Genomic DNA, 25,913 nt, shown 5'->3' with positions numbered 1-25,913 from the left:
GGGGATGCCGTGGGACCCGAGATGGCCGAGCTCGCCAGGACGGCGGGCACGACGATGGTGACGCTGATGGCGACCCAGGCCTGGGAGTCCACGCGCGAGGGAGTTCTCGCCCTGTGGCAGCGCTTCCAGCCCGACCGCGCCGACACCGTGGGTGGTGAACTCGAGGCCACCCGCGAGGACCTGCTCCTCGCCCGCGAGTCGGGAGACACCGACACCGAGGCCGAGCTCACCGCCGAATGGCAGGCGAGGCTGCGCCGCCTCCTGGTCGCGAGGCCCGAGGTGGCCGACGAACTCCGCCGGATCCTCGCCGAGTTGAACCCCGAGCCCCCTCAGACCCACACGACGGTGGACGTCCGGCTGCGCGCCGAGGCCTCCGGCAGCGGCCGGGTCTACCAGGCTGGACGCGACCAGCACATCACCGAACGATGAGCGAACTCGGCGCCCGGGCCTCGGGGCAGGGGCGGGTCTTCCAGACCTCAGGCGATCAGTACATAGAGGAACACCACCATCACTACGACACCGGCGCCGGCGGACCGCTCTTCGGACGCCAGGTCGTGCCCCCGGCGGGGGCCGCCGGGCCGGACTCCGTGCGGATGCCGTTGGTCGGCCGCGCGCCGGGCATTCTGCGCAACCGCGAGGAACTGCGCGCACTGCTCGGCGCGGCCCTCGCCGGTCCTGGTGGCGAGGTGCATGTCGTGCACGGCATGGGCGGATGCGGGAAGACCGCGCTGGCGTACTGGCTGTTCACGGAGGCTGTGCGCGCAGGGGGCCGTATCGGCTTCTGGGTGAACGCGTCCGAGAGGATGTCCCTGCGCGCCGGGATGCTGGCGGTCGCGGGCGACCGGGGTGCGGCGACCGGCGAGCTGGCAGCCGCGGCGGCGGGCCAGCGGGCGGCGGCAGACCTGGTCTGGCACTACCTCGACCACTCCAGCGAGCCTTGGCTACTCGTCCTCGACAACGCCGACGACCCGACGGTCCTGGAGGACGGGGCGTGGCTGCGGGCGAGTGGGTGCGGGACGGTGCTGGTCACGACTCGCCACGCCACGTCGCCGTTGTGGCGCGGCCCAGGGGTGAACCGTCATGCGCTGGGCCTCCTGCCGCTGGAGGACGCGGCCCAGGTCCTGTGCGACCTGGCACCGGACGCGGGGGACATGGAGTCGGCACGGAAGGTGGCCGAGAGCTTGGGGCGTCTGCCCCTCGCGCTCACGCTGGCCGGGTCCCATCTTGCCCATCAACTTCTGGAGTCGTGGTCCATGGACGAGTACGACCGCAAGCTCGGAGAGGAGTCGACGGCGATCGTGGACGGGGGCGCGGCCGGATACAGCGGCGGGCAGGCACGCCATCTGGTGGGCCGAACATGGCAGTTGTCCCTGGACGCGCTGAGGATACAGGGGTTGCCGGAGGCGACGACGTTGTTGCGGCTGCTGTCCTTCCTGGCGGCGGATCCGGTGCCCTTGAGTGTCCTCGTGCCGGTAGCTCGGGGTGAGGTCGTGGTCGAAGGGCTGGAACCCGCTCTGACAGCAGTGAAGTTGGAGCCCGCCCTGCGTTCTTTGCTCGATCACTCGCTGGCCGAACTCGTCGAGGCGGACGGGGAGAGGTGCGTGCGGGCGCATGGAGTGTTGTTGGACAGCGTGGCGGCAGGGGTGCCGGAGGGGCAGCGCTTCGTCCTGACGGATACGGCAGCCGAGTTGTTGAAAGTTGCTCTGCCCAAGAGGGGCGCTGAGGCCGGGACCATGAACCGACTTGCTGTGCTCACGCCGCATGTCATGAAGCTGTTGGAGAGGGCGCCGAGCGAGCAGACTGTCGCGTTGGCGGTGCGAACGGTATGGCAGGTGTTCGACTCAGGGGACTTTTCAGCTGCCTTGGAGCTCGCTCCCGGGGTTGCGCAGCGTAGCGAGACAGCCATGGGTTCGCAGCACCCGATCGCCCTGGATGCTCGTCACGTGGAGGCCATGGCTCTCAACCGGATGGGGCACTACACCGAGTCGGAGGCGTTGCACCGCTCGGTCATCGGTAGTCGCGAACTCGTCCTGGGGCCGGACCATCCTGACACGTTGCGCACTTGCTACGGCCTGACATGGCCGCTATTCCTGACGGGGCGGGGCGCGGAAGCCGAGCTCTGGGCTCGACGGGCCTTGGAGGGGCAGCGACGTGTGCTGGGGGAGGAGGCTCCGGAGACGCTGTACACCTGGGCAAATATGATCGAACTGCTCCCACATGTAGGAAAGGAGCAGGAGTTCGTTCACGAGGCCGGTGAGCTCCTTGATGCCTGCGAGCGGGTCCTGCCTTCGGACCACTTGACGACCCTGATCGTCCGGCACAACTACGCAGAAGGCCTTCGGGTCCTAGAGCGTTACGAGGACGCCGAGCCGCTGGCTCGTCGAGTGCTGGACGACCGCATACGCCTCCAAGGGGCTGATCACCCCGTGAGTCTCGCCGCGCTGTCTCTTATCGCTCGAATTGCCCACGGGCTGCACCGCTTTGACGAGGCTGTCGCGACGCTCCAAGAGGTGATCGAGCGCCGCGAACGGGTGCTCGGATCCGAGCACCCGTTCATCGTGGACAACCGTGAGTGGCTCATCGAATGGCAGGCCGACGCCCGCCGCTGATCAATTTCCGTCAGTCCTGGCCCGCTGCCACGCGTATCCGACGGCCGCCAGCGCCAGCGTCATCGCGCCCGTCGAATACAACTGCACCCGCGTGTCCGGCTCCCGGGCCATCAGGACGAAGACCGCGGCCATACCGGCCAGGGCGACCCATGTCAGCCACGGGAACGCCCACATCCGTACGACCAGCTTCTCCGGCGTCTCGCGCTCCAGGCGGCGGCGCAGCCGCAGCTGTGAGACGGCGATGAAGATCCAGACGACCAGGATCACCGCGCCGATCATGTTCAGCAGCCAGGCGAAGACGTCGTTCGGCCGCCAGTAGCTCAGCAGCACGCACAGGAACCCGAAGACGGAGGACGCCAGTACGGCGATCCGCGGCACCCCGCCCGAGACCCGGCCCAGCACCTTCGGGCCCTGGCCGCGCTGCACGAGCGAGTAGCCGATGCGCGAGGCGCCGTAGACATTGGCGTTCATGGCGGACAGCAGGGCCACCAGCACGACCACGTTCATCAGCTGCCCGGCGCCGGGGATGCCCAGCTCGTCCAGGGCCGCGACGTACGGGCCCTTCTCGACGACCTCCTTGGAGTCCCACGGCACCAGGGTGACGATGACGGCCATCGAGCCGACGTAGAACAGCGCGATGCGCCACATCGCCGTACGGACCGCGCTCGCCACGCCCTTGACGGGGTTCTCCGACTCGGCCGCCGCGATGGTGACCGTCTCCAGGCCGCCGTATGCGAAGACCGAGGCGAGCAGGCCTATGACGAGGCCCTCGCCGCCGTTCGGCATGAAGTCGGTCAGGTGGCTGGCGCCCGGCGAGTCCGTGCCGGGCAGGACGCCGGCGATCGCCAGGACGCCGAGCGCCAGGAACAGGGTGATCGCGCCGACCTTCAGGGCCGCGAACCAGAACTCGAACTCGCCGAAGTTCTTCACGGCCGCGAGGTTCGTGCCGCAGAAGACGACCATGAACAGCGCCACCCACGCCCACTCCGGGGTGCCCGGCAGCCAGCCGCTGACGATCTTCGCGGCCCCGATGCCCTCCAGGCCGACGGCCGTACAGAGGAGCACCCAGAACGCCCACCCGGCGGTGAACCCGGCCCAGGGGCCGATCGCCCGCTCGGCGTGCGCCGAGAACGAACCCGATGAGGGATACGCGGCCGACATCTCGCCGAGCATCCTCATCACCAGCATCACGAGGAGACCGGAGAGGGCGTAGGCGACCACGATCGACGGGCCGGCGGCGGCGATGCCCGCACCGGAGCCGACGAACAGACCGGCGCCGATCACCCCGCCTAGGGCGATCATCGACAGGTGGCGCTGTTTCAGGCCATGGGCGAGGGAGGCGTCGTCCGTGCTGGGCGGCGTCCCGGTGGTGGTGCTGGGCATGGGCGCGGCTCGTCCAATGCGTGAGAGGCGAGAGAGGGCAAAAACGCCGCCAGTCTGGGCGGTCCCCTCGCCCGGGAGGAGGGATGTCCAGCATGCGGACAACTGGAACGCACGCCGTGAGGTCCCGGGGACGGAGGGTGGACTCCCTTCGCGGAAGCCATCGGCACCCGTCCTGGCGGGCATTTGGCGAAACCCTACAGTCCGCTTCACCGCCGAGTCCGTGACCGAACCCTCGCTGCCACCGTGACCGGCATCACGTCATGCCCGGTGTAGCGCACACCTTTTGTCAGGAGCCAACCAACCGGGCGCTCGTGCCTTTGTCGAGCGCTGACGGTGATCAGTGCGAGCGCGCTGGGATAGCGTCGCCGTGTCCCGACCGACCCTCACTCTCGCGGAGTCCCCATGAGCACCGCCGCCGTCCCCGCCCGCACCGGACAGGTCCTCGCCGACCTGCTCCCCTCCTCTCGTGTCCGGGACGCGGCTCTCGTGCTCGGCGGCGCCGCGCTCACCGGCCTCGCCGCCCAGCTCTCGGTGCCCGTGCCGGGCTCCCCGGTGCCGGTGACCGGCCAGACCTTCGCCGCGCTGCTCGTCGGCACGTCCCTCGGCGCCGGTCGCGGCCTCCTCGCGCTCGCGCTGTACGCCGTGGCGGGCGTCGCGGGCGTGCCGTGGTTCGCGCAGGGCACCTCGGGTGTCGCGCCCTCCTTCGGCTACATCCTCGGCATGATCCTCGCCGCCACCGTCGTGGGCGCCCTGGCCCGCCGTGGTGCCGACCGCTCGATGCTGCGCATGGCGGGCACGATGCTGGTGGGCGAGGCGATCATCTACGCCATCGGCGTCCCCTACCTGGCCCTCTCCACCGGCATGTCCGCCACCGCCGCGATCGCGGCCGGCCTCACGCCGTTCCTGATCGGCGACGCGCTGAAGGCGGCGCTGGCGATGGGGGCGCTGCCGACGGCCTGGAAGTTCGCCGACAAGCGCTGACGCGACGGTCGCGCACGAGAGGCCCGCCGGGAGGGGCTGTTTCCCTCGGTCCGGCGGGCCTCTCGCGCGTCACGGCGCCGTTCCGTTCCTGGTGCCGTCGCGGCCGGTTCAGCTTTCCTGACGCCCCGGCACCCGCCGGCTGGACCACCACATTCCGGCCGCGCCCGCCGCGAGGAGCGCCGCACCGGCGGCGCCCAACGGCAGCAGATCGCGTACCGGACCGGTCTCCGCCAGCTCCTTGCCGCCCGGGGACTCCTTGCCGCCCGGGGACACCGGCTTGTTGTCGGTACCGAGCAGCAGGGGCGTGGCCGGGGCGTCCGGGGACGGGTTGTTCGTGCCGAACGGCACCGGGCCCTGCTGCCAGAACGTCTTCTTCCCGTCGCCGGTCTGGACGGGCAGACAGATCTTCCCGGCCTTGCTCAGGTCGTAGGTCGCGTCGACGGCGTACGACTTCGACTTACCGGCCGCGAGATTGTCGACGGCGCAGGCGAAACCGCTGTTCGATCCCTCGGGAAGGCCGTTCTCGGGTATCGCGGAACAGCCCTCGACGTTCTTGACCACAAGCCCGTCGAATCCGACGACCAACAGCCTGATCTTCCCGCTGTCCTTGCTTCCCGTGTTCTTCACGGTGGCGGTAATCGCGGTCTTTTTCGAACCGTTGTCGATGGAGATCTTCTCGGGCAGCAGCGTGGTGAGCTTCACCCCCGCCGGCGCTTCGTCAACCACCTTTCCACCCTCGCTGCTTGCGGGTCCTCCGTCCTCCGCCCCGGCGGTGCCGGAAAGGATCAGCACCGCCGAGAATGATGCCGCGACCAGCGGCCCCACGGCCACGGCCGTACGACGAGAACTCATGTTCGCCCCCCTTGTGTCCCCCTGGCTGCGCCTGAATTCGCAGCACTGAAAGAGGTACCACAAGATTTCGCCGCACTATCCTGGTGCGGCGCGAAGTGTGACCGTTGTGTTTCACTGGATGCGGTCGCGGCGTCGTGGAGGGGGTGCAGCGAATTGCCGGGGAATGCGAAAAGCGGCGGTGTTCCAGGGATATTGGTGACGGGGCGCTATCGGTTGGTCGAAAGTATCGGCCAGGGGGGAATGGGGCGGGTGTGGCGAGCGGCCGACGAAATGCTCGACCGGCCGGTCGCCGTCAAGGAAATGCGGATCGACGGTGTCGACGCGGAGGACAACAGGACGCGCCGCGAGCGCACCCTGCGCGAGGCCAGGGCCACGGCCCGGATCGACCACCCCAACGTCGTACGGATCTACGACGTGGTCGACGAGGGCGAACGCCTGTGGATCGTCATGGAGTTGGTGGCCGGCCGCTCCCTCGAACGGATCCTCGCGGAGGACGGCCCCCTGAGCCCCGGCGAGACGGCCCGGATCGGTCTCGGCCTGGTCGCGGCGCTCCGTCAGGTGCATGCGCGGGGGGTCCTGCACCGGGACATCAAGCCCGGGAACGTCCTGGTGGAGAACGCGGCCGGACCGGCCGGACCGGCCGGACCAGGACGCCGCGGCGGCACGGGTTCCGGCCAGAACACGGGCCCTGGCTCCCACGAACGGCGCGTCGTCCTCACGGACTTCGGCATCGCCGCGATCCAGGACGCCAAGGCACTCACGATGGTCGGGATGCTGGTCGGCTCACCCGACTACATGGCCCCCGAGCGCATCTCCGGCCGCCCCCAGGGCCCGCCCTCCGACAACTGGTCCCTCGGTGCGACCCTCTGCGCGGCCCTGGGCGGCCGCTCCCCCTTCACCCGCGACACCACGCTGGCAACACTGCACGCGGTCCTCTACGAGGAGCCCGAACTCCCCGCCGCCTCCGGCCCGTTGCGCGACATCCTCACGGCCCTCCTGAAAAAGGACCCGTCGACCCGCCCGACCCTGGACGACCTGGAAACGGCCCTGGAAGCGGTGGCGTTCCCGGTCCCGACGCCGACGGTGTCGGTGGGGTGGGGGACGCCGGGCCTCGAGGAGACCTTGGGGGGAGGGGGGCTTGAGCAAGAACGGCCACAACGAGAACCGGAACCGGAACCGGAACCCGAACCGGACGCGGCGACGGTTGCTCCGCGTCAGGACCGGGCACCGGAGCGGCCTGAACCAAGGCCGGACCCGGACACGAAACCGGAACCGGAACCGAGGCTGGACCCGGGCACGGAACCGGAACCTGCACCGGAACGCACCCCGGAACCGGACCAGCAACCCATCCCGGAACGGGAGCCGTGGGAGGACCACCACCCTGCCCCGCAACCGGAGCCCGTCGTCCAATACCCGCAATCCGCCCCGCAACCGGAGCCCGTGCACGACCAGCAACCCGCCCCGGAACCGGAGCCCCGGACACCGGCCCCGACCACGGCGCCACCACCCCTCACCGCCCCCACCCCATCGCAATCACCCACCCCGGCCCACGCGCAATTCGCGCCCCAGGACCCCCGCCAACCCGCCCCCGTCCTGAACGCGACCCCGCGCCCACGCCCCGACGACCACCCCACGGCCACGGCCACGACGACCGTTCCCACCACGGAAGCCGCCGCGAAGGCGCAGCCGCACGCGGTCCGTTCCGACAGCCGTGCCGCCACCACCACCCCCCGCCCGAGCCCCGTTTCCCTTACCCGCGCACAGGCGGCCACCGAGTGCCGCCCGCACCCCGCGCCGCCGCCCTCGCCGATGCCGCCGGGCGAACTCCCCGGCCCCGCCGTCCCGGCCGTGTCCCGCCCCCGCGCAGGTCACCGCCGTACGATGCTCGCCGCCGCGGCGGCCACGGTCGCGACCGCGGGTGCCGTCGTGGGAATCCTGCTGGCGACGTCGTCCGGCTCCCCGGACGACAAGGACACCCGCGCAGGCTCCTCGGCCTCCGCACCCCCCACCACTGCCCCGACACCCAAATCCACACCCACCGTCGAAGGCACCTCCCGGCCGCAGAGCCTGCCGCCGGGCACGCACCGGGAGGCCGGCGGGTTCGCCTGGGCGACACCGGACGGCTGGCGGCGGGACGTGAAGACGGGCGCGGAGGTGCACTACACCTCCCCGGACGGCGCCCAGGAACTGGTCGGCAAGTCGGCCCTGGCCCGCGGCGACCTCCTGGAGACCTGGCAGACCTCGGAGCGCAACGCCCACCAGGGCCAGGACTACCGCAAGGTCCGCCTGGAGGAGACGACGTTCCGCGGCCACCCGGCGGTGGTCTGGGAGTACACCTTCACGCTGGAGGGCGTCCGCTGGCACGCCCGTCTGCTCGGCTTCAACGTGGGCGGCAAGTCGTACCAGATCAACACCTGGTACCAGTCGGGGATCGAGGAGGAGGCCCTGCGCACATACGAGAAGGTCAAGGACAGCTTCACGGTGCTGTAGGGACACAAGGAGATACAAGAAGGGATACAAAAAGGGACCTGCGGTGCGCGTCCTGAAAGAGGACACGCACCGCAGGCCCCGCACAACGAAGAGGCGAGCGCCCGCCGGTCAGCCGGCCGAGACCTCGTCCCGGCCCTCTTCCGGCACCTGGATCTGCGCGGCGTCGGCGCCCCGACGACCGCTGCCCCGGTGCTTCACGAAGGCGATGACGAGCACCACGGCCGCGACGAGCAGCGACAGCAGAATGGTCTTGCGGCCGTCGTGCTCGGTGTCGGTGAGCATGTAGCCGAGGATGAACACGATCAGTCCGGCCGTCGCCCAGGTCAGATACGGGTACAGCCACATCTTGACCACGAGCTTCTCCGGTGCCTCCGCCTGGATGATCTTCCGCATCCGCAGCTGGGAGAAGCAGATCACCAGCCACACGAACAGGGCGACCGCGCCACTGGAGTTCACGAGGAAGAGGAAGACGGAGTCCGGGAACTTGTAGTTGAAGAAGACCGCGACGAAGCCGAACGCGACGGAGGCGAGGATCGCCGTCCGCGGCACACCGTTGCCGGTCGTGCGGGCGAAGGACTTCGGCGCGTCGCCGCGCTGGCCGAGCGAGAAGGCCATGCGGGAGGCGGTGTAGAGACCGGAGTTGAGACAGGACAGCACCGAGGTCAGCACGATGAAGTTCATGATCTGACCGGCGTGCGGAATGCTGAGAGATTCGAGCGCGGCGACGTAGGAGCCGTCGTCGGTGATGGACTTGCTGTCCCACGGCAGCAGCGCCACCACGACGAAGATCGAACCGAGGTAGAAGACGCCGACTCGCCAGATGATGCTGTTGGTGGCCTTGGTGACGGCCTGCTGCGGGTTCTCGGACTCACCGGCGGCCAGGGTGGCGATCTCGCTGCCCATGAAGGAGAAGACGACCAGCAGCACACCGGTGAGGATCGCGCCGGCGCCATGGGGCAGGAAGCCCCCGTGCTCGGTGAGGTTGCTCAACCCGGCCTGCTCACTGTCCACGCCGGGCAGCAGCCCGAAGACGGCAAGCCCACCGATGACGATGAACGCGGCGATCGCGACGACCTTGATCCCGGCGAACCAGAACTCGAACTCGCCGTACGACCCGACGGAGACCAGGTTGGTCGCGGTGAGCACCAGCATCACGATCAGGGCCCAGGCCCACTGCGGCACGGCCGGGATCCAGCCCTCCAGGATCACGGCACCGGCGGTCGCCTCGACCGCGAGCACCACGACCCAGAAGAACCAGTACAGCCAGCCGATGGAGAAACCGGCCCAGGGGCCGAGCGCGCGGTCGGCGTGCGCGGAGAAGGAACCCGAGGTCGGGTTGGCGGCGGACATCTCACCGAGCATCCGCATCACCAGCACCACGAGCGTGCCGACGAGGGCGTACGACAGGAGAATGCCGGGGCCTGCGGTGGCGATACCGGAGCTGGACCCGACAAAGAGCCCGGCCCCGATGACACCGCCGATGGCGATCATCGACAGATGCCGGTTCTTGAGCCCGGCCTGCAGTCCGGAGCCGCCGCCGGGTTCTCCGGGTCCTCCGGGGTCGTTTCCGGTCGTCTTCAGTGTCGGCTGCGAGGTCATGGAACGGATTTCCTTTGCGCCGGGGAGCTGTTCTTCCGTACGGAGCCGCACCAGCCGTACGAACGGGGTGTGTCGCGGCATGACGGTGTACGGGTCCTCGTACGAGCGGGTGTACGAGCCGGTCCAGTGAATCTGAGGCGAACGTTTTCGAGAACCTTTGAATCCAGATTGTTACTTGAGGTTTTCCTGAGGTTCCGTAATGCGGCTCACATTCGCCTCACGTTTTCATGAGCGCCACCCCGCGCGCCTTCCCTGAAACACCCGTGTCACACTCGTCCCATGCGCGTGTACCTCGGCTCGGACCATGCCGGCTACGAACTCAAGAACCACCTCGTCGACTGGCTGAAGGCGGCGGGTCACGACCCCGTCGACTGTGGCCCGCACATCTACGACGCCCAGGACGACTACCCGCCCTTCTGCCTCCGCGCCGCGGAGCGGACGGCCGCGGACCCCGACGCGCTCGGCGTCGTCATCGGCGGTTCCGGCAACGGCGAGCAGATCGCGGCGAACAAGGTCAAGGGCGTCCGCGCGGCCCTCGCCTGGAGCGAGGAGACGGCGGCCCTCGGCCGCCAGCACAACAACGCCAACGTCGTCGCCGTGGGCGCGCGCATGCACTCGCAGGACGAAGCGACGGCCTTCGTCGAGAAGTTCCTCGCCGCGCCGTTCTCCGGTGACGAACGTCACATCCGCCGAATCGACATGCTCGACGCATACGAAACGACGGGCACGCTCCCTGCCATCCCCTCTCACCACCCTCAGCAGGGCCCCGACGCCTGAGCGCCTGACACCAAGCACGTTCCTGGGCGGACCCAGCCCCGACCTGCGGCTTCGAGCTACAGCTGGGGCGCAAGCCCCACACGATTCCGCCGCGACCTCGACTCGGGCACGACTCAGGCGCGCTGCGAGACCAGGGCCGAGTCGGTCGCAGCTCCAGGGCTCGAGCCCAGCACGGGGCAGGGCTCAGCCCCTGGCTGTGGGACCAGGGGGTGTGGCCCCTGGCAGGTCTCAGGGGGGGTGCCTCGGTAGGTCTCAGGGGGTGTGGCCCCGGTAGGTCTCAGGGGGTGTGGCCCCGGTAGGTCTCAGGGGGGTTACCTCGGTAGGTCTCAGGGGGTGTGGCCCCGGTAGGTCTCAGGGGGGGGTGCCTCGGCGGGTCTCAGGGGGTGCGGCCCTGGTAGGTCTCAGGGGGGTTACCTCGGTAGGTCTCAGGGGGTGCGGCCCTGGCAGGTCTCAGGGGGGGGTGCCTCGGCGGGTCTCAGGGGGTGCGGCCCCGGCAGGTCTCAGGGGCGCAGCCCGGCAGGTCTCAGGGGTGCAGCCTCGGCGGGGTCCAGGGGGCGCAGCCCCCGGTGGGGTGCAGGGGCGGAGCCCCGCGAGGGGTGCGGGGGACGCAGTCCCCGCCGGGGTTCGGGGCGGAGCCCCGATGCCCTTCGACCTCATCCTCTTGACTAACTGCTTCGGGTGGGCGGGTGGGAAAGCTCCGGCCAGGACGAAACCCCGCGGCGACGATCACAGGAGAACCCGTGCCAGAAGGCCACACCATCCACCGCCTCGCCCAGGACTACGCCGCCGCCTTCCTCGGCACAACCCCCGACACCACCAGCCCCCAGGGCAAGTTCACCGACGCCGCGACCATCCTCACCGGCACGGAACTCACCCACACCGAAGCCCACGGCAAACACCTCTTCCTCGGCTTCCGCGACACCGACTGGATCCACATCCACCTCGGCCTCTTCGGCAAGGTCACCTTCGGCCCGGCCCCCGCACCCCCACCCACCGACACCGTCCGCCTCCGCCTGGCGAACGACACCGCGTACGTCGACCTCCGGGGCCCCACCACCTGCGCCCTGATCACACCCCCGGAGAAGCAGGCGATACACGACCGCCTCGGCCCCGACCCCCTCCGCGAGGACGCCGACCCGGACACCGCGTACCGCCGTATCGCCCGCAGCCGTACGACGATCGCCGCCCTCCTCATGGACCAGAAGGTCATCGCGGGCGTAGGAAACGTCTACCGCGCGGAGGTCCTCTTCCGGCACCGCATCGACCCGTACCGCACCGGCAAGGACATCACCCCGCCGGAGTGGCACGCGATCTGGACCGACCTGGTCGAGCTCATGCACGAGGGCGTCCGCAACAACCGCATCGACACCGTCCGCCCGGAACACACCCCGGAGGCGATGGGCCGACCGCCCCGCGTGGACGACCACGGCGGCGAGGTGTACGTCTACCGCAGGGCCAACCAGCCCTGCCACCTCTGCGGCGGCGAGATCCGCACCGCCGGCCTCGCCGCCCGCAACCTCTTCTGGTGCCCGACCTGCCAAGGCCGCCCCTGAGGAACCCCCTGAGGAACCCCCTGAGGAACCCCCTGAAAACCCCCGGCCTCAGAAGCCGTACGGCAGCCACGGCGCCAGGCCGCCCGCCCCGAACCCCAGCGAGGCCTCCGCCAACGCCCCCCGCCGTACCTCCCGCACACGCCCCGCCGCCCCCAACGAGGCCAGCGAAACACCCCCGAGATACGCCGCGCTCAATTCCCGTACGGACAACGCGACATCAGCCGCATCCGCCGTACGCTCGCACGACGCCCCCTTCGCATCCCCGCTGAGCCGCCAACGCCCGGTGTTCCAGGGACAGAACGCGTCCTCCACCTCGAACACCACATCCACCGGCGCCTGATACGTCCGCGCCTCCAGCGCGGCCCCCAGCTCCACCGGCCGCACGTACAGCGAATCCCCCAGCCGCGTCCGGCACCGCCGGATGTCGGACACCCAGTGCCGCCACGCGTCGTCCACCGGCCGCCCCCGCCCCCGCACCACCAGCGACGACGTCAGGTCGATGCCGAACAGGAACCGCCACAGCGCCGCGTCCGCCGCGGGGTCCAGCGCGGCCGAGTCCTCCAGGATCACCGTGCCCTCGGGCCCGGCCGCCTCCCAGCCCGGCTTGACGCGATACCGCGCGTATCCGACCGTCTCGCCGTCCCGCTCGGCGACGACGCACTGCAGCGGCGACGCCCCCTCCCGCTCGCCCTCCGGATCGAGCAGCGGGAGCCGCTCCCAGCCGGGCTGCCGGGCCAGCATCCCGGGCCGCGACGGAACCAGCCGGGCGTACACCGCCTCGCACACATCGAGGACATCGGCCGGAACGGCGTACCGCACGGGTACGTCATCCGTACCCGCCGGCAGCGATGTGAGCCGCACCCGGGTCGTGTCGATCTCGGCGTTCAACTGGAAGGTGGCGCACCCGTATCCGAACCGGCCGTAGATCGCCGGCTCGGAGGCCGTGAGCACGGCCAGCGGCTCACCCCAGGCCCGGACGTCGTCCAGCTGCCGCCGCATCATCGACGTCAGCACCCCGCGCCGGCGATGCGTGGCGGCCACGCTGACCATGGTGACGCCCGCGGCCGGCACCGAGGCGCCGCCGGGCACCGTGAGCCGGAAGCTGAACGCCCCGGCCGTCCCCACGCACTCGTCCCCGTCCCAGGCACCGAGCGAACGGCCGAGCTCGGTCAGCGAGTTCCACAACTCCCGTTCCTCGGCGGACTCCGGCACCCCGCCGAAGCCCCGGATCAGGGTGTCGTACCACTTGTCCCAATCGTCCCGCCGCAGCACCCGCAGGTCGGTCGCGGAGCCGGTCGCGTCAGTCGCCATGGACCATGCCTACCAGGGCAATGCGGGACGAGCGAGGGAATTTCTCCCAGGTGGCGGCGGGGACGGCCCGTGGTGAAGTTCGCCTGATCCTGGCGAGGATGTCCGGCAATTGTCCTATGGCTCACCGGTTGGAGTGATCGATGGATGAACGGCGGTCGTGTGTGCGGCGGTCGCACTACGGTCCGATGTCATGAAGCTGGTGGTCCAGGTGAAGCAGAGGTGAAGAAGGTCGTCGACGCCTACGCGACGTTGAAGGCCAACCTGCGGGCCGGGCACCTGGGCCCGCCCGCCTCGAAGCGGTACCGAGATCAGCAAGGCATCAGCTCGGGCAGCACCTCGCCTACAAAGCCAAGCGAGCCGGGGTGCCGTTTGTCGAGGTGGACGCGCGCCATACCTCGCAGCGCTGCCCGCGCTGCGGACACACTGAGCGGGCCAACCGGCTCGACCGGGATCATTTCCGCTGTCGTCGATGCGGGCTCGCTGGCCCGGCCGACGTCGTCGCCGGGGTCAACGTGCGCGACCGCGCGCGCTCGGCGTGGGTGTTCGTCACCGCACCCGCACCCTCCCCCTGACATTTGTTGGGGGTGGGTGGATGCGACCCGTGACCGTCCTGTCGTGGGGGGCAGTCGGGAGCGCGACGAGGTGTGAACGACCGAGTGCACAAGCTCGGCCGTTCACGGCCTGGAAGGTGACTGTGAAGTCGGCCTCGGATGGGGGACAAGTGGGACCTCCCGTGCCAAGCAGCCGGTCCGATGGATAGGGTCCCGAACTAATGGCATCAGGACGAGAGCGGCGCGCGGAAGCCGACACGTTCACGGCCCGGTTGAAGAAGCAGTGGCACCGGGCCCGCGTCGGCGTGCGCCGGGCCGCCGTGGACTACTTCCGCGGTGACGGCTCGGACTGGATCGCCCTGGCCGGTCTGCTCCTGACCGTCCCGCTGATCGCTGCGGCGACGCTGGCGAACTCGGTGTGGTTCTCGCCGGCCGCGCTCGTCCTGCCCGTCGTCGTCGGCGGCCTGCTGCTGCGCCCGGCCAGCCTGCTCGGTCTGTACGCGGCGGCGGCCACGGCGCTGATCGTGGAGTCGGTGCAACTGGGCCCGTACACGGAGGGGCCCTCCAGGGTCACTCCGGGCATCGTGCTCGTGGTCGCGGCCTGCGGCTTCTTCGGACTGCTGCTGGCCCAGTTCCGCAGCCGGGTCGGTGTGCCCTGGCGGCGCGGCGGCACCATGCTCTTCGACCTGCGCGAACGCATCCGGGTGCAGAGCCAGCTGCCCGATCTGCCGGGCGGCTGGCACCAGGAGATGGCGCTGCGCCCGGCGGGCGGCCAGTCCTTCTCGGGCGACTTCGTGGTGGCGGCCCGTACCAACGGCGGCCGTACGCTCGAGGTCGTCCTCACCGACGTCTCCGGCAAGGGCATGGACGCGGGCTCCCGCGCCCTGCTCCTGTCCGGCGCGTTCGGCGGCCTGCTGGGCTCCCTCCCGCCGCACGCCTTCCTCCCCGCCGCGAACGGCTATCTGCTCCGCCAGGACTGGGACGAGGGCTTCGCGACCTCCATCCACCTGGTCCTCGACCTGGACTCCGGCGACTACGAGCTCTACTCCGCCGGACATCCGCCGGGCCTGCAGCTCAGCGCGGGCACCGGACGCTGGGAGGAGAAGGCGGCCGAGGGCCCGCTCCTCGGTGTCTACGACGGCGCCCAGTTCGACCCCGTGAAGGGCTCGCTGCGCTCGGGCGACGTGCTGATGCTGTTCACGGACGGTCTGGTGGAGACCTCCGACCGCGACATCGTCGAGGGCATCGACCGCCTCACCGGCGAGGCCGACCGCTATGTGGCCGGCGGCTTCCACGGCGCGGCCTGGCACCTCATCGAGGCGGTGGCCAAGGACGTCAACGACGACCGGGCCCTGCTGCTGATCTGCCGAGAGGGCCCGACGGCGGCGTCCGCTCCCCGCTGAGGTGGGGTTTTCCCCAGGTCGGTTCGGCGGTCGTCCTCATGGTCCGCGCACCCTCCGTCTCCGTACGTTCGACATATCGCCGGCGAACGCCGCACGGCGAACGGGCGACACGGATCCGGAAGGACAGACATGGCAGGCGACTGGGCCGTAGAACTGCACGGCGTCCGCAAGCGCTACGGCCGCGGTCGCACCGCCGTCCACGCCCTGCGCGGCATCGATCTCACGCTCCGGCACGGCAGTTACACCGCGGTGATGGGCCCCTCGGGCTCCGGAAAGTCCACGTTCCTCCAGTGCGCGGCAGGCCTCGACCGCCCCACGGCGGGCGCGGTCCGCCTCGGCGGCACGGAGCTCACGGGCATGAAGGAGAACAAGCTCACCGCCCTGCGCCGCACCCGCATCGGCTTCGTCTTCCAGGCCTTCAACCTCCTGCCGTCCCTCACGGTCGAGCAGAACGTCGTCCTCCCGATGCGCCTGGCCGGCCACCGCCCCGACCGCCGTCGCGCCGCCGAGGTGCTGGACCAGGTCGGTCTGGCGGACAAGGCCCGCCGCCGTCCGGGCCAGCTCTCCGGCGGCCAGCAGCAGCGCGTGGCCATCGCCCGCGCCCTGGTCACCCGCCCCGACGTCGTCTTCGCGGACGAACCGACCGGCGCCCTGGACACCACCACGGCCTCCGAGATCCTCGCCCTGCTCCGCCATTCCGTCGACACCCAGGGCGCCACGGTCGTCATGGTCACCCACGACCCGGCGGCCGCCGCCTGGGCGGACCGCGTCCTGTTCCTGGCCGACGGCGAGATCATCGACCACCTGGACCGCGACGCGGCCCCGGGCAGCGCTGTCCACAGCCGTGTCCACGCAGACCGCATCGCGACCCGCATGACCTCCCTGACCACCTCACCCCTGCGCACGGAAGCGGCGGCCTGATGTTCGCCCCCAACGGCCTCGCCCGCGCGGCCCTCCGCTTCCGCCCCGCCGCGTTCGTCGGCACCTTCGTCGCCCTGATGCTGGCCGCGACCATCGTGTCGGCCTGCGGCATCCTCCTGGAGACGGGAGTGCGTGCCGAGGTCCCGCCCCAGCGCTACGCCGACGCCCCCGTCGTGGCCGCGGCCGAGCAGCGGGCCGGCAAGCCCGACGAGAGCGACGTCGTACCGGACCGGGCCCGCCTCGCCGACTCCCTGGTCGCGAAGGCCGCCGCCGTGCCCGGTGTGCGCACGGCGATCCCCGACGTCACCTTCCCGGTGCTCACCCCGGACGGCGCGCTCACCGCGCACGGCTGGGGCTCCACCGCCTTCACCGGCGAGCGCCTCACCAGCGGCCGGGCCCCGGGCCCCGGCGAGGCCGTCCTGGCCGGCACCACCCTGGCCTCCGTCGGCGACACCGTCACCCTCACCACCCCGGACGGCCCCCGCGCCTACCGCGTCTCGGGAACCACCGCCGCGAAGGCCGCGAAGGACACCGTCTGGTTCGCCGACGCCGAAGCGGTCCGTGTCTCCGGCCACCCCCACCGCGTCGACACCATCGCCGTCCTTCCCGAGCCCGGCGTCGGCACCGGGACCCTCGAGTCCCGGGTCGCCCACGCCCTGGGGACCAAGGCCCAGCTCCACACCGGCGACGACCGGGGCGCCGTCGAGGATCCCCTCCTCCCCGAGGCCAGGGAGGTCCTCACCGGAATCGGCGGCTCCTTCGGCGGCATCGCCACCCTGGTCGCCGTCTTCACCTCGGCCGGCACCGTCGCCCTCGCCGTTGGCCGACGCGCCCGTGAGTTCGCGCTGCTGCGCGCCATCGGCACCACCCCGCGCCAGATCCGCCGCACCATCGCCACCGAGGCCCTGCTCGTCGCCCCGGTCGCGGGCGCGCTCGGCTGCCTGCCCGGGATCGCCCTGGCGGCCTGGTGGTTCGGTCAGTTGAAGGACAAGGGCGCCGTCCCGGACGCCGTCGGCCTCGCCGTCTCCTGGATCCCGCTCGTGGTCACGGCCGGGACGGTCCTCGTCACCGCCCTGCTCGCCGGATACGTCGCCGCGCACCGCAGTTCGCGCATCAAGCCCGGCCAGGCGCTGAGCGAGGCGTCCGTGGAGCGGCTGCGCCCGGGCTGGATCCGTACGCCGCTCGGTGTGGCGGCAGCGGCCGGCGGCTGTGTGTGCGCGGGCCTGGCCGCCTCGGCGACCGGCGAGGACGCGGCCAACGCCGCCCTCGGTGTCGTCATGCTGTTCATGCTGGCCGTCGCGCTGCTGGGCCCGCTGGTGGCCCGCGCATGCGCCGCGCTGTTCGGCCTCCCGCTGCGCGGCGCCGGCGCCCCCGCCGCGCTCGCTGCGGCCAACTCCCGCACCAATGCCCGGCGTCTGGCCTCCGCGATCACCCCGATCGTGCTCGCCATGGCGTTCTCCTCCGTCCTCGTCTTCCTGCACACCAGCGAGGACAAGGTCACCGGCGAACAGCAGCGGGCGGGCATCGTCGCCGACCACATCGTCACGGCCGACCGGGGCGCCCTGCCCCCGGAGGCCCTGCGGCGGGCCGAGCGGACTCCCGAAGTCACCGCCGCCGTCGGCCTGTTGAAGACATCCGTCCTCGTCCGGGCCTCCGGCGTCCTGACACCCGTCTCCGCACAGGGCGTCACGGGCACGGCCCGCGCCCTGGCCGCCGTACAGGACCTGGACGTCGAGCGGGGACGACTGACCCTGAAACCGGGCGAGATAGCCCTCGACGCCTCCGTCGCCGGCAACGCGAAGGTCAAGGTCGGCGACCGCGTCCGCGTCCACCTGCCTGACGGCACCAGGGTCACCCCGCTGGTGGTCGCGACGTACGGACGCGGCATGGGCCTGTCCCAGGTCACCCTGAACCGTGCCGACCTGGCCCGCCACGTCAGCTCCTCCTTCGACACCGAACTGTGGGTCAAGGGCGGTACGGCCAAGGCACTCGCACCGCTCGGGCACGTCCTGGCCCGCGCCGACTACACGACCGCCGCGTCCCTCGACCGCGAGCTCAACGGCTGGGCGAACCGGGTGATGGCGGCCGTACTCGGCGGCTTCGCGGCCGTCGCCGCCGTCAACACGCTGGTGATGACGGTCCTGGACCGCCGCGACGAACTCGGCACGCTCCGCCTGCTCGGCTCCACCCGCCGCCAGGTGCTGCGCATGGTCCGCTGGGAGGCCCTCCTGGTCGCCGTTGCGGGCATCGCGCTCGGCACGGCCATCGCCCTGGCCACGCTCGTGCCGATGATGAGGGGACTGACGGGCCAGGGACCTTACATACCCCCGCTGGTGTACGGCTCGTTCGCCGTCTCGATCCTCGTTCTCGGCATGGCCGCGGCCACCCTCCCCGCCCGGGCGGCGCTGCGCGGGGAGACACTGGAGCGGTGACCGAGACATCCCGCACCCCGCTGACCCTGGCCCAGGTCGAGGCCACCGCCCGCGCCGCGCACGCCGGCCAGACCGACAAGGCCGGACGGCCCTACGCCGAACACCTGCGGGCCGTGGCCGAGGGAGTACGGGAACGGGGCGGCGACGAGGACCAGATCGCGGCGGCCTGGCTGCACGACGCCGTCGAGGACGACGTCCTCTCGCCCCAGTGGCTGCGCGACGCGGCGCTGAGCAGCCGTACGAAGGACATCGTGCTCGCGGTCACCAAGCGGGCGGGGGAGCCGCCCGAGGCGTACGCCGCGCGCATCCTCGCCACCCCGGGCGCGCCACTGGTGAAGGAGGCGGACCTGGCGCACAACGCGGATCCGGAACGCCTCGCGGTCCTCGACGAGGCCACCCGCACACGACTGACCGAGAAGTACGCGCGGATGCGCGCACTTCTCGGTCAGGGAGATGCGATCTGAAAGGTGCTGGAAGGCGCCTAGGCGCTGACCTTCTCGCGCTCGCGCCGCTCGGCGCCCTGGCGCTCGCGGGCCAGCTCGGCCGCGTCCCGCTTGAAGGCCCATTCCATCTTCGGCTCCATCGCGAACCGGAACATGCGCTGCACCGGCTTGGTGCACAGCACCGTCACGACGGCGGCCGCGAGGACGGTCACGGCGATCTGCCCGGCCGGCTGGTGGAACCAGCTCGCCTCGAACCAGCCCTGGTAGTCGCCGGCCTTCACGAGGAAGCCGTGCAGCAGGTAGCCGTAGAGCGTGCCCGCGCCGAGCGCGGTGAACCACATGTGGCGGCGCGGCACCCAGGCGAAGAAGCAGGCTGTCAGCACCAGGGAGCAGCCGAACATCGCCAGCACCATCACCGGACCGGCCCACCACGGGGCGCCCAGCTCCTGCGCGGCGTCACGGTGGTAGAACCACGCGGTGTTCATGCGCGGCACGGCCCACCAGCTGAAGGCCAGGGCAGCGGCGAACACCGGCACCGAGGCGATCCGCACCGAACGGCGGCGCACCATCTGGAAGTGCTCGGGCTTCATCACCAGGCCCAGCACGAAGAACGGCAGGAACTGCAGGACGCGCTGCAGGTCCAGGTCGTCACCGATCTCCGGGGTGACGGTCGCCAGCATCGCGAGACCGAGCGCGAGCGGCAGCGGCCAGCGCACCATGTTCCAGATGGGGGTGGTCAGCCGCCAGATGAACAGCGCGACCAGGAACCAGGTCAGGTACCACGGGTCGAGGAGGCTGATGTCCTGCCCCGGGTCGTCGTCGATCCACCGCTTGAAGAGCGGGTAGGCCGTCTCGAAGATGACGTACGGCACCGCCACGCCGGTGATCAGGCGCTTGAGCCGGTCGGGACGCATGTCGAAACTGCGCGAGAAGTAGCCGGAGATGAGGATGAACGCCGGCATGTGGAACGCGTAGACGACCTGGTACGCGGCCTCGAGTATCCGGCTGTCGCCCTTGAGCGGCTCCCAGGCGTGGCCCATGGCCACCAGCACGATCGCGAGGTACTTCGCGTTGTCGAAGAACGCGTCGCGCTGCTTGCCGTTCTGCTTCTTCTGGGGGCTCTGCGGCGAGCGCGGGCTCGGCACTCCGCCTGCCGGCGACTGTGCCGGGGGAAGTGGCGCCTTGCGGTCGCCGTTCGGTCGCAGCGAGTTCGTCACAGACCCTCCCACCAGGAACTCGGGGAGACGATCCGGGACCTCGCTGCGCTTGCGGGGGACGAGGCAGCGTGGAACATCTGAGGCACCCTAGCCTTCCCTGCCGCTATTCGTAAAACGCCGGACGTGATTCCTGGCTATTCGCTGTGGGTACCCCGGATTTCGGGTAGTTGACGTCACTGTCGGCGTGATGACCAACACATCTTCGGCGCCGAGTCGCGCACGTCACAGGTGCCCTGCTTGTCGGGATACTTCCGGACTAAGCGGTGCATAAGACCAGCAGGCGACTCCAGTGGAATGTCCGCTTCAGCGCTCCTCGGGAGCCTCTCCACAGGGTTGTTGACGAGCCTTGGGCAGTAATTCGAATTAGCTGCGAACGCGTTGTGTGGAGACGGAAACGATCCGACCGAATTCCCTGCGCGGGTGGCCCATCGAATTGCCGTACGAGTCCCTGCCGTCGGGTCCCCTCCCGCACGCGACGTACACGGGCCCGGACGACACCGGGAGGGTCGATGCGTCACCGGCCGCATAGCCCGGCCGCGTTGGTGGCACGATGGTTCTGGCGGGGGTGTGCCGAGGCGCGCCCCCGGGCCGGGAGAGCGGACCGACCGAGGGTGTGATCAGTTGTGGCCATTTCACTGTCTGTGGTGCTGCTGTTGGCGATCATCCTTGTGGTGTTGCTGAGAGGGGGATCCATCAAGGCAGGCCCAGCGATCGTGGCGATCCTCTTCGGCTTCTTCCTCGCCTCGACCGGCATGGCCCCGTCCATCAACCGGTTCCTCAACTCGATAGCGGAGACGGTCAACTCCATCAGCTTCTGACCGGCCCCGGTTGCACCCTCCCGGGCCGGTGCCACGGGCCCGCGGGGCGTGCGGATACCCTCCTCCCGACGGGACGGTGCGTGACGGGGGGAACGTACGGGGATGGCGCTGCGCGATTCTGACCCCGCGGAGGTGGGCGGCTACCGCATCGAGGACCGCCTCGGCTCCGGCGGCATGGGTGTGGTCTACCTGGCCCGCTCGGCCTCCGGCCGCCGCCTCGCCGTCAAGGTGGTGCACGGCCAGTACGCCGACGACGACGAGTTCCGCGCCCGATTCCGCCGCGAGGTGGCCGCGGCCCGCCAGGTCAGCGGTGCCTTCACGGCCCCCGTCGTGGACGCGGACGCCGACGCGTCCCGCCCCTGGATGGCCACGCTCTACATCCCGGGCTCGGACCTCGGCACCCACGTCCGCGAGCACGGCCCGCTCTCCGCGCCCCGGCTGCGTGAACTCGCCGCCGGCCTCGCCGAGGCGCTGCGCGACATCCACCGCGCCGGAGTCGTCCACCGCGATCTGAAGCCCGCCAACGTGATGCTCGCCGAGGACGGCCCCCGCGTCATCGACTTCGGCATCTCCCGCGCCGCCGAGTTCGCCGCCGCCGACGTCCTCACCCAGACCGGCCGCGTCATGGGCACCCCGCCCTTCATGTCGCCGGAGCAGTTCTCCTCCCCGCAGGACGTCGGCCCGGCGGCCGACATCTTCTCCCTCGGCTCGGTCCTCGCCTACGCCGCCACCCGCCGCGGCCCCTTCGACAGTCCGAGCCCCTACGAGACGGCCGTCCGGGTCGTCGAGGGCGAACCGGCCCTCGCCGGCGTCCCGGACGAACTGCTTCCCTTCGTACGCCTCTGCCTGGAGAAGCACCCCAAGTCCCGTGTGACGGCCGACGAACTCCTGACCCTGCTGCGCGACGGAGTCCCGGCCGCCCCGCCCCAGACCGCCGAGGAGCCGAGCGCCGTTCCGCCCCGGCGGGTCCCCCCGTCCGCGCCACTGCGCGACACCCCGCTCGACGAGGGGCCGCCCGAGCCCGCCCCGCCGCGCCGCGGCCGCAGACGCCGCTACCTCCTCGCCGCGGCGGCCGGGACGGCCGTGGCCGCCGTACTGGCCGCCGCCACCGTGGTCCTCACCGGCGCTCTCTCCCGCGACGACGATCCCGGCCCCCCGGCCGCGGTCCGCAGCGACCTCCCCGACGGCTGGAAGGCCTGGGCCACCGCCGCGAAGGCCCCCAAGGGCAGCGAACGCTTCCTGGGCGGCGCCGACAGCTCCCTCGCGGGCTGCGCGGCCGTCGACACCTCACTCGTGTGCGCCGGCTCCGGCCTCATGGCGACCCGCTTCGCCCTCGCCGACGGCCGCAGCACCTGGGGCCGGCCCGTCGACCCCACTCCCGAGGGCTCCTCCAGCAGCCAGGGCGCGCTCATCGGCACCACCGACCACCACGTCTACGCGTACGAGGCCGAGGAGGGGGAAACGGCGGCCGGCCCTCAGTTCAGCTACACGGTGTCCGCCCTGGCCGCCGGCACCGGCAAGGAGCTCTGGCGGACCGGAACCGGCACCGGCCAGTCGGCGACCGTCCCCGACAGCGCACAGGGCGCCGCCACGGCCGTCCCCGAGGGCGTCGTCACCTTCTACGGCTCCGCGGGCGACCAGTACGCCCTGCTCGACGCCGAGACCGGCGACGTCCGCTGGAAACGCCCGAAGCCGGACACCCCGGAAGCCCCGGCCGACTGCCTGCTGCGCTCGGCGGCCGACCGCGCCTACCTGCTCTGCGTGATCGGGCTGTCGGAGCGGGGAGCGACCCGTACCACGGTCTCCCAGATCGACCCGGCCACCGGAAAGGCCCGCTGGACCGTCGAGGCCAAGGGCACCCAGTACCTGCTCGGCCAGCACGACGGCCGCCTGGTCCTCGCGGACTCCTTCGCCACGGACCGCGGCCTGACCCTGATCGACGTCTCCTCGCGCGTGCTCACCGTGCGACGGCTCGCGCAGCCCCGGCCCGAGGACGCGCAGGCGTACCTGGTCCGCGGCACGGTCTACTTCACGCGCGACAGCGGCGGCGTCCGCGCGGTCTCGCCGCGCACCGGCCGGACCCTGTGGGAATCCAACTCCACCGTGGAGAAGCCGGGACCGCCGACCGCCTCCGCCACCCATCTGTACGTCGCCTCGCCCAGCGGCCGCCTGGCCGCCCTGGACGCGAGCTCCGGCGAGGTCGAGGCCACCCGGCCCGGCCGAGACGACGGCGGCAGAACCGACAGCATGCTCGTCACCTCGGGCGCCCCCCTCGTCCTCGTGGGCGACGCCCTGTACGTCCCGTACGGCGTCCGCTCCGTCTACACGGTGGACGTACGCGATCTCTGAACCCCTGAAATACCGCCGAAAAACACCTCGGGCCCGGTTCCGAAGAACCGGGCCCGAGCCGTTCAGAGCGGGCGACGGGAATCGAACCCGCGTAGCTAGTTTGGAAGACTAGGGCTCTACCATTGAGCTACGCCCGCACGGTGCGCGCCGCAGGTCGGGTGACCGCGGCACGCAAGCATCGTAGCGGGTTGTGCGCCCTCGTCGCACACCGCATTCGCAACCGGACCTCCCCGGCGCCGACGCAGCGGAAATGCGGCGGCCGTACGGCCTTGCGCCATGTACCCTACGTGTCGCACCAGACGGGGTGTGGCGCAGCTTGGTAGCGCGTCCGCTTTGGGAGCGGAAGGCCGTGGGTTCAAATCCCGCCACCCCGACCAGCCACCCGATCATCTCGGCTCATCTCGGGTGATCGCCTTCCGGTCACTCATGTGATCGCCTTTTGGGCGGTGTAGTCGCTGCCGTTACTATGCAAGCTGCACGCCCGTGTGCTCAGCGTCTGAAGTCTCCGGGCGGCGAAATCCGCCGGGCCGCTCTGGCCCCGGCAGAACCCAAGAAGTCAGCCACAAGGAGACCGAACCGTGAAGAGCGCCGTGGAGACCCTGAACCCGACTCGGGTTCGGCTCACTGTCGAGGTGCCCTTCGAGGAGCTCAAGGACAGCCTCGACGCGGCGTACAAGAAGATCAACCAGCAGGTCACGGTGAAGGGCTTCCGCAAGGGCAAGGTCCCGGCCCGGGTCATCGACCAGCGGTTCGGCCGCGGTGCGGTGCTGGAGGAGGCCGTCAACGACGCGCTGCCGAAGTTCTACACCGACGCGGTCAACGAGGCCGAGCTGAACCCGCTGGGCCAGCCCGAGGTCGACATCACGGAGCTGAAGGACGGCGAGACGCTGAACTTCACCGCCGAGGTCGACATCCGCCCGACCATCGAGATCCCGGACTACTCCGGCATCGAGGTCGAGGTCGACGCGGTCGAGGTCACCGAGGAGGACGTCGACAAGGCGGTCGAGGAGCTGCGCGAGCGCTTCGCCTCCACCGCCCCGGTCGAGCGTGCCGCCGAGGACGGCGACGTCGTGACGATCGACCTGGAGGCCAAGGTCGAGGGCGAGGTGCTCGAGGACGGCGTCGCGGACGGCGTCTCCTACACCATCGGCTCCGGCGAGCTGCTGGACGGCATCGACGACGCCGTGACGGGCGTGGAGGCCGGTGGCGAGGCCACCTTCACCTCCGAGCTCAAGGGCGGCTCGGCGGCCGGCAAGGAGGCCGAGGTCACCGTCAAGGTCACCCAGGTCGCCAAGCGTGAACTGCCCGAGCTGGACGACGAGTTCGCGCAGCTCGCCTCCGAGTTCGACACCATCGAGGAGCTGCGGGCCGACAGCCGTAAGCGCCTGGAGAACATGAAGCAGTACGACCAGGCCACGCAGGCCCAGGAGCGCGTCCTGGAGAAGCTGCTCGAGCTGGTCGAGGTGCCGGTCCCGGACAAGCTGCTCGAGGACGAGGTCAACACCCGCAAGCACAACCTCGAGCACCACCAGCTCGGCCAGATGGGTCTCGACCTCGAGAAGTACCTCGAGATCCAGGGCAAGACGGCCGAGGAGTTCGACGCCGAGACCAAGGAAGCCGCGGTCAAGGGCATCAAGACGCAGTTCGTCCTCGACGAGCTCGTCAAGCAGGAGAAGCTGAACGTCAGCCAGGAGGAGCTCACCGAGCACCTCATGCGGCGCGCCGCCTCCTCCGGCATGTCCCCCGACCAGTTCGCCCAGGCCGTCGTCGAGGGCGGTCAGGTTCCGCTCCTGGTCGGCGAGGTCGCCCGCGGCAAGGCCCTGGCCGTCGTGGTCGAGAAGGCCGCGGTCAAGGACACCAACGGCGAGGTCGTCGACCTGGACGACGAAGAGGACGAGACCGAGGCCTCCACCGAGGAGACCCCGGCCGAGGCCGCCGAGTCCGCCGAGGAGAAGACCGAGGGCTGAGCCCCGGCACCTGTGACGCCGTAAGAGGACGGGCCCCGAGACGCACAGCGCTTCTCGGGGCCCGTCGGCGTCACCGGCCCGGGTGCGGACCGAAGCACCCAAGTCGCTACGCCCCCGGCGAACACTCCCATCTCCGGGATTCCCCGAAGGGACCCGCGCGTTAGGGTCCATGAATACGAGGGCAGTGGAGTCTGCGAACGGCTCCAGCCCCGCAGGGAAACGTGAGACGGCCCGGCGCCGTCGTAAGACGAGCAGGT

18 protein-coding genes, 2 tRNA genes and 1 pseudogene are annotated in these 25,913 nt (G+C 70.8%); 15 read left to right on the top strand and 6 right to left on the bottom strand.

What is annotated here, in order from left to right:
- Window positions 1-9 precede the first annotated feature (9 nt).
- Window positions 10-429 carry a hypothetical protein gene (locus ACFT32_RS26245; RefSeq protein ID WP_382493765.1) on the top strand — a complete coding sequence of 140 codons (420 nt, stop codon included), beginning with the start codon at window positions 10-12 and terminating at the stop codon, window positions 427-429.
- Window positions 426-2,609 (top strand): tetratricopeptide repeat protein, encoded by a 2,184-nt coding sequence (locus tag ACFT32_RS26240; protein ID WP_382493763.1) that lies wholly within the window; start codon window positions 426-428, stop codon window positions 2,607-2,609. Before ACFT32_RS26245 ends, ACFT32_RS26240 begins: the two co-directional genes overlap by 4 nt.
- Here the strand turns inward: ACFT32_RS26240 and ACFT32_RS26235 are convergent, their stop codons facing one another.
- Window positions 2,610-3,992, bottom strand: a complete 1,383-nt coding sequence (locus ACFT32_RS26235) for an amino acid permease (RefSeq protein WP_382493760.1) — start codon at window positions 3,990-3,992, stop codon at window positions 2,610-2,612. It lies immediately after the preceding gene.
- Between the two features lie 402 nt (window positions 3,993-4,394).
- Here ACFT32_RS26235 and ACFT32_RS26230 point away from each other — a divergent pair, with 402 nt between their 5' ends.
- Window positions 4,395-4,973, top strand: coding sequence for a biotin transporter BioY (locus ACFT32_RS26230; protein WP_382493759.1), 579 nt, complete (start codon window positions 4,395-4,397; stop codon window positions 4,971-4,973).
- Window positions 4,974-5,081: 108 nt separating this feature from the next.
- Here ACFT32_RS26230 and ACFT32_RS26225 read toward each other — a convergent pair whose 3' ends face one another.
- On the bottom strand, window positions 5,082-5,825 hold the full coding sequence (locus ACFT32_RS26225) for a hypothetical protein (protein WP_382493756.1): 744 nt from the start codon (window positions 5,823-5,825) through the stop codon (window positions 5,082-5,084).
- 195 nt (window positions 5,826-6,020) lie between these two features.
- Between ACFT32_RS26225 and ACFT32_RS26220 the strand changes: the two genes are divergently transcribed.
- Window positions 6,021-8,315, top strand: a complete 2,295-nt coding sequence (locus tag ACFT32_RS26220; protein ID WP_382493753.1) for a protein kinase — start codon at window positions 6,021-6,023, stop codon at window positions 8,313-8,315.
- 108 nt (window positions 8,316-8,423) lie between these two features.
- Here the strand turns inward: ACFT32_RS26220 and ACFT32_RS26215 are convergent, their stop codons facing one another.
- Entirely contained in the window at window positions 8,424-9,914 is a 1,491-nt protein-coding gene (locus ACFT32_RS26215) for an amino acid permease (protein ID WP_382493750.1), read from the bottom strand.
- Window positions 9,915-10,193: 279 nt separating this feature from the next.
- Here ACFT32_RS26215 and ACFT32_RS26210 point away from each other — a divergent pair, with 279 nt between their 5' ends.
- A complete protein-coding gene (locus ACFT32_RS26210) occupies window positions 10,194-10,691 on the top strand; it encodes a ribose-5-phosphate isomerase (RefSeq protein WP_382493747.1) in 498 nt (165 codons plus the stop codon).
- Window positions 10,692-11,431: 740 nt separating this feature from the next.
- Window positions 11,432-12,244: an Fpg/Nei family DNA glycosylase gene (locus ACFT32_RS26205; protein ID WP_382493744.1), complete on the top strand. Its 813-nt coding sequence runs from the start codon at window positions 11,432-11,434 to the stop codon at window positions 12,242-12,244.
- 48 nt (window positions 12,245-12,292) lie between these two features.
- Here ACFT32_RS26205 and ACFT32_RS26200 read toward each other — a convergent pair whose 3' ends face one another.
- Window positions 12,293-13,555, bottom strand: coding sequence for a GNAT family N-acetyltransferase (locus tag ACFT32_RS26200; protein WP_382493741.1), 1,263 nt, complete (start codon window positions 13,553-13,555; stop codon window positions 12,293-12,295).
- Between the two features lie 332 nt (window positions 13,556-13,887).
- Between ACFT32_RS26200 and ACFT32_RS26195 the strand changes: the two are divergent.
- The 5 genes and pseudogenes from ACFT32_RS26195 to ACFT32_RS26175 form a co-directional block, all read left to right on the top strand.
- Window positions 13,888-14,127, top strand: a pseudogene (locus tag ACFT32_RS26195) (zinc ribbon domain-containing protein); the annotation flags it as partial.
- A gap of 200 nt (window positions 14,128-14,327) precedes the next feature.
- A complete protein-coding gene (locus tag ACFT32_RS26190; protein ID WP_382493739.1) occupies window positions 14,328-15,509 on the top strand; it encodes a PP2C family protein-serine/threonine phosphatase in 1,182 nt (393 codons plus the stop codon).
- Between the two features lie 129 nt (window positions 15,510-15,638).
- Window positions 15,639-16,430, top strand: coding sequence for an ABC transporter ATP-binding protein (locus ACFT32_RS26185; protein ID WP_382493736.1), 792 nt, complete (start codon window positions 15,639-15,641; stop codon window positions 16,428-16,430).
- Window positions 16,430-18,862, top strand: coding sequence for an ABC transporter permease (locus ACFT32_RS26180; RefSeq protein WP_382493734.1), 2,433 nt, complete (start codon window positions 16,430-16,432; stop codon window positions 18,860-18,862). The genes ACFT32_RS26185 and ACFT32_RS26180 overlap by 1 nt, the downstream gene beginning before the upstream one ends.
- Window positions 18,859-19,326 carry an HD domain-containing protein gene (locus ACFT32_RS26175; protein WP_382493731.1) on the top strand — a complete coding sequence of 156 codons (468 nt, stop codon included), beginning with the start codon at window positions 18,859-18,861 and terminating at the stop codon, window positions 19,324-19,326. Before ACFT32_RS26180 ends, ACFT32_RS26175 begins: the two co-directional genes overlap by 4 nt.
- 17 nt (window positions 19,327-19,343) lie before the next feature.
- On the opposite strand, the gene ACFT32_RS26170 is transcribed toward ACFT32_RS26175, so the two are convergent.
- Window positions 19,344-20,522: an acyltransferase family protein gene (locus ACFT32_RS26170; protein WP_382493728.1), complete on the bottom strand. Its 1,179-nt coding sequence runs from the start codon at window positions 20,520-20,522 to the stop codon at window positions 19,344-19,346.
- Window positions 20,523-21,145: 623 nt separating this feature from the next.
- Between ACFT32_RS26170 and ACFT32_RS26165 the strand changes: the two genes are divergently transcribed.
- Window positions 21,146-21,340: a hypothetical protein gene (locus ACFT32_RS26165; RefSeq protein ID WP_382493725.1), complete on the top strand. Its 195-nt coding sequence runs from the start codon at window positions 21,146-21,148 to the stop codon at window positions 21,338-21,340.
- A gap of 102 nt (window positions 21,341-21,442) precedes the next feature.
- Window positions 21,443-23,689, top strand: coding sequence for a protein kinase (locus tag ACFT32_RS26160; RefSeq protein WP_382493723.1), 2,247 nt, complete (start codon window positions 21,443-21,445; stop codon window positions 23,687-23,689).
- A gap of 66 nt (window positions 23,690-23,755) precedes the next feature.
- Here the strand turns inward: ACFT32_RS26160 and ACFT32_RS26155 are convergent.
- Window positions 23,756-23,826, bottom strand: a tRNA-Gly gene (locus tag ACFT32_RS26155).
- A 163-nt stretch (window positions 23,827-23,989) separates the two neighbouring features.
- Between ACFT32_RS26155 and ACFT32_RS26150 the strand changes: the two genes are divergently transcribed.
- Together ACFT32_RS26150 and tig are read left to right on the top strand one after the other, a co-directional pair.
- Window positions 23,990-24,066, top strand: a tRNA-Pro gene (locus ACFT32_RS26150).
- Between the two features lie 201 nt (window positions 24,067-24,267).
- Window positions 24,268-25,656, top strand: coding sequence for a trigger factor (gene tig / locus ACFT32_RS26145; protein WP_382493720.1), 1,389 nt, complete (start codon window positions 24,268-24,270; stop codon window positions 25,654-25,656).
- Window positions 25,657-25,913 lie beyond the last annotated feature (257 nt).

The sequence above is a fragment of the Streptomyces sp. NPDC057002 genome (assembly GCF_042673825.1).
Lineage (GTDB): Bacteria > Actinomycetota > Actinomycetes > Streptomycetales > Streptomycetaceae > Streptomyces.
The sequence above is the reverse complement of the archived record's forward strand: the minus strand, read 5'-3'. Positions and strand labels throughout refer to the sequence as shown.

Excerpts from the sequence above, each read along its gene's own strand:
- ACFT32_RS26210 (WP_382493747.1), top strand. The coding sequence starts at position 10,194 with ATGCGCGTGTACCTCGGCTCGGACCATGCCGGCTACGAACTCAAGAAC.
- ACFT32_RS26200 (WP_382493741.1), bottom strand. The coding sequence starts at position 13,555 with ATGGCGACTGACGCGACCGGCTCCGCGACCGACCTGCGGGTGCTGCGG.
- ACFT32_RS26160 (WP_382493723.1), top strand. The coding sequence starts at position 21,443 with ATGGCGCTGCGCGATTCTGACCCCGCGGAGGTGGGCGGCTACCGCATC.
- ACFT32_RS26225 (WP_382493756.1), bottom strand. The coding sequence starts at position 5,825 with ATGAGTTCTCGTCGTACGGCCGTGGCCGTGGGGCCGCTGGTCGCGGCA.
- ACFT32_RS26215 (WP_382493750.1), bottom strand. The coding sequence starts at position 9,914 with ATGACCTCGCAGCCGACACTGAAGACGACCGGAAACGACCCCGGAGGA.
- ACFT32_RS26240 (WP_382493763.1), top strand. The coding sequence starts at position 426 with ATGAGCGAACTCGGCGCCCGGGCCTCGGGGCAGGGGCGGGTCTTCCAG.
- ACFT32_RS26235 (WP_382493760.1), bottom strand. The coding sequence starts at position 3,992 with ATGCCCAGCACCACCACCGGGACGCCGCCCAGCACGGACGACGCCTCC.
- ACFT32_RS26190 (WP_382493739.1), top strand. The coding sequence starts at position 14,328 with ATGGCATCAGGACGAGAGCGGCGCGCGGAAGCCGACACGTTCACGGCC.
- ACFT32_RS26230 (WP_382493759.1), top strand. The coding sequence starts at position 4,395 with ATGAGCACCGCCGCCGTCCCCGCCCGCACCGGACAGGTCCTCGCCGAC.
- ACFT32_RS26180 (WP_382493734.1), top strand. The coding sequence starts at position 16,430 with ATGTTCGCCCCCAACGGCCTCGCCCGCGCGGCCCTCCGCTTCCGCCCC.
- ACFT32_RS26185 (WP_382493736.1), top strand. The coding sequence starts at position 15,639 with ATGGCAGGCGACTGGGCCGTAGAACTGCACGGCGTCCGCAAGCGCTAC.